We start from the raw sequence: 9,377 nt of genomic DNA on the forward strand, positions 1-9,377 counted from the left end.
CCACCGGGAGGGTGTCCCGCCGGCGCCATGGACGCGCCGGCGGGACACCGTCGGATCAGGCCTTCGGAGCGTGAGCGGTGTACAGCGCGCTCACGTCGGTGGCGCCGAGCGCCTTGTCGAAGACCTGGACCTGGTCGACCGAACCGTTCCAGAAGTCGGTCGGGTTGCCGTTCCACTTGGCGCGGCCCACGGAGAGCGGACCGGTGCTCACGTCACCCGCGCCGCCGGCCGGGGCGGAAGCGGCGAGCTTGCCGTCGAGGTAGATCGAGATGGTGTCGCCCTGGCGCACACCCACCAGGTGGTACCACTTGCCCAGTTCGGGGGTGGTCACCGCACGGGCACGGTTGCTGCCCGGCAGGGAGAAGGCGAACGCGCCCTGTCCGTACTGGAGGTAGAACGGGCTCTCGGTGCGCCGGCCGTCCTGGCTGACGGCAGAGGCGTAGTTGCTGGGCAGCTTGTCCAGGGTGACCCACGCGGAGACCGAGTAGTCCTTCGTGGTGTCCACGACCGGACCGGCGGTCTGCGCGTACTGGGCGTCGCCCGAGAACTTCAGCGCGGAACCCGAGACACCCTGCGTCCACGAGGCGCCACCGGTCAGGGTGAGCGGCGCGTGGTTCGGACCGCTGTCGGCGGCCTTGGTGCCCTTGTTCTCGTCGAGGTTCCAGGCGGCTCCGCCCTTGACCTCGTCGCGCTGACCGGCCGCGGCACCGGCCGCGATGACCTTCTCGTTGATCGCGCGCACCGCGGCGATGTCGACCTTGGCCTCACGACGGTCGTACGTCCAGAGGCCGTTCAGCTCGTGCTCCAGGTCGGTGACCTGGGTGTAGACGGAGCCGGAGAGCTCGGCGCCGGCCGCTTCGAGGTAGTACTTCTCGGTGTTCTCGACGTACTTGGCGGTGAGCGCGGCCTTGGTGTTGACCCCGCTGTAGATCACCGTCGGGGCACCCGGCCACATGTGTCCGGGAGAGCGCAGGGTGAAGCCGCCGTGCTCGCCGTCCATCGCCGCCCGGGTGGCGTCCGGGAAGGCGGGGTCGGTGTTGCCGTAGTCGTGGTGGTCGATGATGTCGCCGGCGCCCGAGTCACCCTTCGAGTTGCAGCAGTTCACGCCACTGTGGGCGTTCACGACGCGCGAGGGGTCGGCGGCCTTGACGGCCTCGGTGAGCTTGCCGGTCGCGGTGCGGTCCCACTCGCCCCAGCCCTCGTTGAAGACGATCCAGCCACCGATGGAGGGGTAGTTGTGCAGCTGGGTCATCTCCTCCTGTGCCTGGGAGATGAAGGCCTGCTGGCCGGCCTCGTTGTCGATGCCGCCGGACACGAAGTCCTGCCAGACGAGGAGCCCGAGCTGGTCCGCGTGGTAGTACCAGCGGGGCGACTCGACCTTGATGTGCTTGCGCACGGCGTTGAAGCCGAGGTCCTTCTGCGCCTTCAGGTCGAAGACGAGGGCGTCGTCGCTGGGCTGGGTGTAGAGACCGTCGGGGTAGAAGCCCTGGTCCAGCTGGGCGAGCGAGAAGAACGGCTTGCCGTTGAGGGTGAGCTTCTGGTAGCCGCCCACCTTCTCGACCTTGAGCGAGCGCATACCGAAGTAGCTGCCCACCTTGTCGGTGGCGTGACCGTCGGTCAGCGTGACGTCGAGGTCGTAGAGGTAGGGGTCGTCGGGCGACCAGAGGTGCTCCTTGGCCACCGGCAGGCTGAGCTCACGGTTGGCGGGACCGGAGACCGTACCGACGACCTTGCCCTTCTTGTCCCGGGCGACGGCCGTGATCCGGGCGCCGGCGGAAGCGTCGTCGGAGTTGACGGTGACGGCGAGCCGGCCCTTGTCGATGTCCGGGGTGGTCGTCAGCGAGTCGATGGAGGCGGTGGAGACCGGCTCCATCCAGACGGTCTGCCAGATACCGGAGGTGGCGGTGTACTCGATGCCACCCGGGTTGGAGGACTGCTTGCCCTTGGGCTGGTTGGCCCCGGTGGTGTCGGTGACGGCGACCACGATCTCCTGCTGACCGGTGCCCTTGAGGGCGTCGGTGATGTCAGCGTCGAAAGCGGTGTAGCCGCCGGTGTGCTCGGCGACCTTCTTGCCGTTGACGAAGACGGTCGCGTTGTAGTCGACCGCGCCGAAGTTGAGCTTCAGCCGCTTGTCCTTGCCGGACTTGCCCACCTTCCAGTTCTTGGGCACCGTCACGAGCTTGCGGTAGAACATGTGGTCCTCGTGGCGCTCCAGACCGGAGAGCTGGGACTCCACCGCGAACGGCACGGTGATCTTCTCGCCGAGCTTCTTGCCGAAGACGGGCTGCTCGCCCGCAGCGGCGCCGGCGAACTCCCAGGTGCCGTTGAGGTTCTTCCACTGGGAGCGGACCTGCTGCGGCCGGGGGTACTCGGGCAGCGGGTTGTTGCGGTCGAGCTTGTCGCCCCAGACCGTGGTGAGGCGCTTGGTCGACAGGTTCTTGGCGTTGCGGCTGATGTCGGGGACGGTCTCGCCGCCCACCGTGAGGCCACCCTCGGTGCCGTACGTGACCTTGACCTGCTGGTCCTTCTGGATGGCCTCGGACAGGGTAACGATGAGCGAGTTGCCCTTGCCGGACGCCTTGACGACGGACTTGATCGGCATCGGCGTGGTGTCCGCCTCGATGACGAGGTGGTCCTTCACGGCGGCGAGGTTGCCGACCTTGTCGTCGAACGTGGCCTGGAGGCGCTTGCCGTCCTCGGCGACGGTCAGGGCGACCGGGTAGACCTCGTAGTCGGCCGGCGGGGTGAACGCCGACTCGGGGATGATCTGCTTGGCGAGCGCCGGGCTCGACCAGCGCAGGAACATGTTGGCGCCGCCGACGTCCTGGAACATCTCCAGCTTGAAGTCGTGCTGCACACCCGCTTCCAGGTGAACGGGCTTGCTCGTCTGCTCGACGTCCCAGTCACCCACCCAGTGGTCGATGACCGCAACGCCGTCGATCAGCAGCCGGAAGCCGTTGTCGCCGCTCGCGGCGAAGGTGTAGTCACCGGTCGCCGGGGCCTGGATCTGGCCAGTCCAGCGCGCGGTGGTGTTCTCGGTCTGACCCGTGGCCGACTGGAAAGCGCCCGTGAGGTCCCCGAAGTTGACCTGCGGGTCCAGGGCGGTGGCGCCGAGCTTGGCGAAGTCCCGTGCCCCGGGGGCGGACATCGCGTAGTACTCGCCCTTGAGCCCGTGGACCAGAGTGGCCGGGTTCTCGGATACGAACGTCGGCGCCGTGGCACCGGACGACGAGTGGGCGGCAGGTGCCGCGGCAGCCGCCGGGACCATGGTGATCCCGAGGGGCATCGCCAGGGCCGCCGTACAGGCGATTGTCGTCAAAGCCGCACGTCGGCGCGGTAGTTGTCGTCTCATGGCATTGTCCTCACGAAGGAGCTGAGTGCCTCGGACGAGCGAGGCACAGCACATGGTCGATCATTGAGCCACAGCACAAGCGCCGTCACAACGGTCGTGCACAGAAAATTTTCAACGATAGAAATTCGTGACCTGAGCGCGTACCGTTCACACGACGGAAACGGGCCCGGCAGGCCGGCGGAACGCAGGGCCTCTCACGGGGCGGGCAGCCGAGGGGGCTTCGCTCCGACTCGCCGCCGATGCGAACACCCGTGCTCCTCACTCGCGGACAAGGTCCGCAAGGAACTTTTGAGCCAATCCCCTGCTTGGGGTGACCGCCCAGCGGTCGGCGCCGTCCGTGCGCGGCCCGAAGGCGCTGCGGCGTTCTGCGGAGGCGCTTGCCGCCCGCAGGGACACACGGGACCAGCGCCGCCGAGCGGGGGTCACCCGCCACGCGGACGTCCGGCGTGAAGCCCCGCCGGGAGAGCGCGCCCACTCGGCGACCGGTCACCTCACGGTTCCGGACGGGGCCGGTATGCGTGGCCGTCACACGGACCGAGCCTGACCGGAGTCACCACAAGCGTCGAAACTTTCGGTCGCTGTGGCTCCACTCCGACGCGCCCACGCCTGCGCATTCCGCGCCCTCCAGAAGGGCGCGGCCGGCATGCGTCCGTGACCTGCTGGTACTCCCGATACGGGCCGATGGGACCGCTTCGAAGCTTTCGCCATCGCGACCGAAACCATTGACAGCCCATGGAGCCACGTCAACACTGATCGCCGACCCGGAACCCCTGACGCGTCGAGCCGGACGCTTCTCACAACTCCACATAAGAGCACGGGACTTGACCAGAATCACTGCGCCGCGGAGATCGTCGTCCGACGTGGTCCGACCGCAGCGCACCTTCCCCCACGGAGGAACACATGCGAACCCCCTCGGCCCTCTCGTCGCGCTCCCTGGCCGCCGGCCTCGCGGCGATCATGACGACGGTGACCACCGTCGCCGCCCTCACGACAGCCGCCTCCCCGTCGTACGCCGCCACGTGCAACGGCTACGTCGGGCTCACCTTCGACGACGGCCCCTCGAACGACCACACCCCCGCCGTGCTCAACGCCCTCAAGCAGAACGGGCTGCGGGCGACCATGTTCAACGAGGGCCAGTTCGCGGCCTCCTACCCGGCCCAGGTGAAGGCGGAGGTCGACGCCGGTATGTGGGTCGGCAACCACAGCTACACCCACCCGCACCTGGTCCAGCAGACCCAGGCGCAGATGGACTCGGAGGTCTCCCGGACCCAGCAGGCCATCGCGGCGGCAGGCGGCGGGACTCCGAAACTCTTTCGACCTCCGTACGGTGAGACCAACGCGACGCTGCAGGCCGTCGAGGCCAAGTACGGTCTGACGCAGGTGATCTGGGACATCGATTCGCAGGACTGGAACGGCGCGAGCACCGACGCGATCGTCCAGGCCGCCGGGCGGCTCACCAACGGCCAAGTCATCCTCATGCACGAATGGCCCGCTGCCACCCTCGCGGCAATCCCGCGCATCGCCCAGGGGCTGGCGGCCCGCGGACTGTGCGCCGGCATGATCTCCCCGCAGACGGGACGCGCCGTGGCACCGGACGGAGGCACCAGCGGCGGCGGGGGCGGCACCGGCGGCTGCTCCGCGACACTCTCCGCGGGCCAGCAGTGGAGCGACCGCTACAACCTCACCGTCTCCGTCACCGGTTCCGCCAACTGGACCGTCACCATGAACGTCCCCTCCCCCGAGAAGATCATCGCGACGTGGAACATCGCGGCGTCCTATCCCAGCGCCCAGGTACTGACCGCCAAGCCCAACGGCAGCGGCAACAACTGGGGGGTGACGATCCAGACCAACGGCGCCTCGACCTGGCCCACGGTCTCCTGCAGCGCGGGCTGAGCTCCGAGACCGGCACGGAGCCGCCTCGGGCCGGGACGACGAAAGCGGGTACCGGACCGCCGTCCGGCACCCGCCTCGCCGGGTGACACCGGCCCGACAGCCGGTGTCACCCGTCAATTACCCCGTAATCAGCCGGAGAAGTTCGTCACCGTGGACGGAACGGTGTCCGTCCCGAACGCGGGGGCACCCGTGTCGTTGATGACGTGGTTGTACCGCCCGGCCCCACCGAGCGAGACAGCCAGGATGCTGTGGAACTTCACACCGGCCTTCACCGGGACCTGGAATCCGCGGTCCGTCTCGATGCTCGTCAGGGTGAAGGCGCAGTAACTGCCCACGCCCCAGGCTTCGTGCGTGTTGACGGACGGATCCACCTTGTAGGCGGCATAGCCCTTGCTGCTGCCGTCCATCCACTCGGCCTGGCTGGGCACGTCGTACGCCTTCTCGTTCTGGAAGAAGATCGTCCGGCCCCGCTCGCCGAACCACTCGACGTCGTACTTCTTGAAGTGCTCGACGAAGAGCCCGGTGGCGAGTACGTCGTCGCCGTGGACGAGCAGTCCGTTGTCGGAGGCGTTGACGTTCCAGCCGACGCCGGAACCGTGGTCGGCCCGCCAGATCCAGGTGTGGTCGATGATCGTGTCGTCGCTGTAGATCTCGACGGCAGTCGTGGCCTTGCCCGCGAACTGGCCACCCACCCGCACGAACACGTCCTGCATCGAGGTCGGGTTGTTCGCGTGGTCGGCGTGCACGCCCTGCTTGCCGATCTCCAGCAGGGTGGGCGAGTTGGTGGTGCCCGCGTCGATCAGGAACCCGGCGAGCTTGACGCCGTCGACGTCGGCGACCTTCATCGCGGTGACGCCGTTGTCCGGGACGAGGGTGGCGAGACCGAGGCCCAGGACCACCGTGTCGGCGCGGTTGACCGCGATGGTGCTGTCGAGGTGGTAGACGCCCGGGGTGAAGAGCAGGTTCAGACCCTGTGCGAGCGCCTGGTTGATGGTGGCGGCGGAGACGCCCGGCTTGGCCACGTAGAACTGGTCGAGTCCGATCGCGGTGCCGGGGGTCGAGCCGTTGGCCCAGCTCACGCCCCGCGCGTTGACCCGCTTGGAGGGCACGAACACCTTGTAGGTGGAGCCGTCCAGGTAGAGGTACGGCTTCTCACGGCTGACCGGGGTGGTGTCCAGGGTGGTGTACCGGGGCTCCGGGAAGGAGGTCGCCGGCGCACCCTCGGTTCCCGAGAAGACCATGTTCCAGACGGAGTTGGTCCAGCCGCCGATGGAGCTGTCGCGGGTGTACCACTGCTGCTGCGAGTACGGGCCGACCGTGCCGTCGATCTTGGAGTCGGCGATGTAACCGCCGCTCGCCCAACCGTAGCCGGAGGGAGCGAGGTTGAGGCCGCCCTTGACGTGCATCCGGCGGAACGGAGCCGCCTGCGCGACCGCCCAGCGGTTGGTGCCGTCGTACGGGGCGATGGAGAGGTTCTCCGTCGAACGCCAGAAGTTCTGCGTCGCGTTGCCGTTGAACCAGCCGGCGTCGACACTGACTCCCTTGACGGTCACGTCGTCGGGGTTCTTCCCGAGGCCGAGGACCGAGGTGTAGAAGCCGGTGTTGACGTTGACGTCGTAGCTGCCGGGCTTGAAGGCCAGCGCGTAGCGGCCCTCGCCGAACTGCGCCGACTCCTGCTGCGCGTAGATCGCGTCGATCTGCTGCTGGATGGCCGCGGACGACATGGAGGGGTCGAAGACCTTGACGTTGGGGCCGAGGTCACCGCCGCCCTGGATCGGCGTCGTGGAACCGTCCTGCACGTGGACGGCCGCCTCCCAGAGGGAGTAGCCGTACGCGGTACCCCGGGCCGTGCCCGCGATGCGGAGGTAACGGCCCGAACCCTGCACCTGGTAGGACGAGTTGCCACCGGTGGCGCCGGTGACCTTCTTCAGGTCGGTGAAGGTGGTGCCGTCGGTGGACGCCTGGATGGCGAAGTCCTTGCCGTAGGCCGCCTCCCAGGAAAGGTCCACCTGGCAGATGTTCTTGACGGCGCCCAGGTCGACCTGGATCCACTGGGTGTCGGTCGCCTGGCTGGACCAGCGGGTGGCACCGTTGCCGTCGAAGGCGGAGGAGGCCGGGGTGCCGGCACCCTCCACGGAGGACGCCGTCGCCGTGCGGTTCAGCGCCGCGTTGGCAGTACCGCACTGGCCCGAGCCCGTACCCGGGTCCGTGGTCCCCGAGGCGGAGCCGTAGACCTGGAACTCCCAGAGGGAGTAGCCGTACTGCGTCGCCCGTACGGTGCCTTGCACCCGCACGTAACGGCCGGTGCCGCTGACGTCGAGGGTGTCGACGCCGCCGTCCCCGTCCGTCACCGTGCGCAGGTCGGTCCAGTTGGAACCGTCCCCGGAGACCTGGATGCGGTACCCCTTGGCGTACGCGGCCTCCCAGTTCAGCACCACTTTGCTGATGGTGGAGGACGTGCCGAGGTCCACCTGTAGCCACTGGTTGTCCGACGCGGCGCTGGCCCAGCGGGTGCCGGTGTCGCCGTCGACCGCTTTCGCGGCCGTGGTGCCGCCGTTCTCTTCCGAGGACGCCGTCACGGTTCGGCCCTGCGACAGCAGGACCGGCGCGTCGGCGCCGAACGCCGGAGCTCCCAGGACGGGGATGACGAGGATGCCTGCCACCACTGCCGCCGCGGCTCGGCCGGGTCTGAATCTCATACGTCGCTGCTCCTTCTCGGAACGCACACCGCGGTCCGCCGACCGGCGGACCACCTCTACGGGAGAGCGCTCTCTCACCCAGCCCGCACACCCCGCCCGTCAGAGTGCGTGAGGGTTCATCAGAACCGATGCGAGAGGAAGAACTCGGAGAGAGCGCTCTCCCGGCGCATACCGTAGAAGTAGCCCCCAGGACCGTCAATAGATGCAGCAGAGATCGATCGGCGGTTTCCGCGAACGCGGGTGCCCGGCTGCCCGCGAACCGCATCCCACCTGCTCACATGTCTTTTCGAGCAACGGAGTTGTCGGTGTGACGGCGTGCGGGAATTGGACGCGTCCGCGCGCCGGGCAGGGCCTTTGCGTTCATCTTCGTAAGTTTTGGACCGGCGGCGCGACCGGCGGCCCGGCAGCGCGGCCGACGGCCCCACCGCAAGGACCACCGCGCTCCGCGCCACCCACCTACCCTCGGAGAATGATCGAGATTCCGGACACCTTCGCCCGTGCCACCCTCGGACGCGAAGGCGCGCACGGGAGAGCGTGGCTCGACGGTCTCCCGCTGCTCGTCGAAGGCCTTCTCGACCGGTGGAACTGCGTCCAGGACGGGCGGATCACGCACGGCGGCATCGGAGTCGTCGTCCCGGTCCGGCGGCGGTCCGAGGGCGCGGCAGTGATCAAGGTGTCCTTCCCGCACCCGGGCAACGTCCACGAGCCCGACGGTCTCGCGGCGTGGCGCGGTCGCGGCGCCGTGCTGTTGCACGCACGGGACGACGAACGGTTCGCCATGCTCCTCGAACGAGCGGGGACGTCCACCCTGGCGGAGTCGGAGCACTCCGACACGGTCGCCGCGGTCGCCGGTGCCCTCAGCCGCAGGCTCGCCGTCCCCGCTCCCGCCGGCCTCCCCCGACTGCGGGAGCGGGCGGACATCTGGGAGGAGGAACTGCGTTCCGACGCCGAGCTCATGCCGGACGCGGTACCGGACCGAGCACTCGATCACGCACGGGCGACCGTCCGGGAGCTCGGCCGGTGCCAGCCGGACACGGTCGTCCACGGCGATCTGCACGGCAGGAACATCCTGCGCGCCGACCGCGAACCGTGGCTGGCGGTCGACCCCAAGGGATACGCCGGTGACCCCGCTTACGACGCGGGGACCCTACTCAAGTCGCGGGCCTTCTCCCTCATCGATTCCGTCGACCTGCGCCGCGCGGTGAACCGCACGCTGGACATCTACGCCGAGGCGGCGGAGCTCGACCGTGAACGCGTCCGGCGCTGGGCCCTGTGGCACGCCGTCACCGCCACCTTCCACGGGCTCGGTCACGGCTTCCGCGTCGCTCGGCACGGGCGGGAGCGCGATCGCCTCACCGCCTTCACGGCGCGCCTCTCGGAACTGCTCACCCCTGACTCGTGAGCGCGGGCGCACAACGCGGGCGGCCCCGGTG

4 protein-coding genes are annotated in these 9,377 nt (G+C 68.8%); 2 read left to right on the plus strand and 2 right to left on the minus strand.

The features are described from left to right. Nucleotides 1-55: 55 nt before the first annotated feature. A complete protein-coding gene (locus tag ACFWEP_RS26190) occupies nucleotides 56-3,352 on the minus strand; it encodes a LamG-like jellyroll fold domain-containing protein (protein WP_387373439.1) in 3,297 nt (1,098 codons plus the stop codon). Nucleotides 3,353-4,252: 900 nt separating this feature from the next. On the opposite strand from ACFWEP_RS26190, the gene ACFWEP_RS26195 reads away from it, so the two are divergent. Continuing rightward, on the plus strand, nucleotides 4,253-5,245 hold the full coding sequence (locus tag ACFWEP_RS26195; protein ID WP_387373441.1) for a polysaccharide deacetylase family protein: 993 nt from the start codon (nucleotides 4,253-4,255) through the stop codon (nucleotides 5,243-5,245). Nucleotides 5,246-5,373: 128 nt separating this feature from the next. On the opposite strand, the gene ACFWEP_RS26200 is transcribed toward ACFWEP_RS26195, so the two are convergent. Continuing rightward, entirely contained in the window at nucleotides 5,374-7,944 is a 2,571-nt protein-coding gene (locus ACFWEP_RS26200; RefSeq protein WP_387373443.1) for a discoidin domain-containing protein, read from the minus strand. Between the two features lie 469 nt (nucleotides 7,945-8,413). Between ACFWEP_RS26200 and ACFWEP_RS26205 the strand changes: the two genes are divergently transcribed. Beyond that, nucleotides 8,414-9,346: an aminoglycoside phosphotransferase family protein gene (locus ACFWEP_RS26205; RefSeq protein WP_387373445.1), complete on the plus strand. Its 933-nt coding sequence runs from the start codon at nucleotides 8,414-8,416 to the stop codon at nucleotides 9,344-9,346. Nucleotides 9,347-9,377: the final 31 nt, after the last annotated feature.

The sequence above is a fragment of the Streptomyces sp. NPDC060198 genome (assembly GCF_042728415.1).
Taxonomy (GTDB): Bacteria; Actinomycetota; Actinomycetes; order Streptomycetales; family Streptomycetaceae; genus Streptomyces.

Bases quoted from the DNA above. Each gene is read 5' to 3' on its own strand.
- ACFWEP_RS26190 (WP_387373439.1), bottom strand. From the start codon at position 3,352: ATGAGACGACAACTACCGCGCCGACGTGCGGCTTTGACGACAATCGCC.
- ACFWEP_RS26195 (WP_387373441.1), top strand. From the start codon at position 4,253: ATGCGAACCCCCTCGGCCCTCTCGTCGCGCTCCCTGGCCGCCGGCCTC.
- ACFWEP_RS26200 (WP_387373443.1), bottom strand. From the start codon at position 7,944: ATGAGATTCAGACCCGGCCGAGCCGCGGCGGCAGTGGTGGCAGGCATC.
- ACFWEP_RS26205 (WP_387373445.1), top strand. From the start codon at position 8,414: ATGATCGAGATTCCGGACACCTTCGCCCGTGCCACCCTCGGACGCGAA.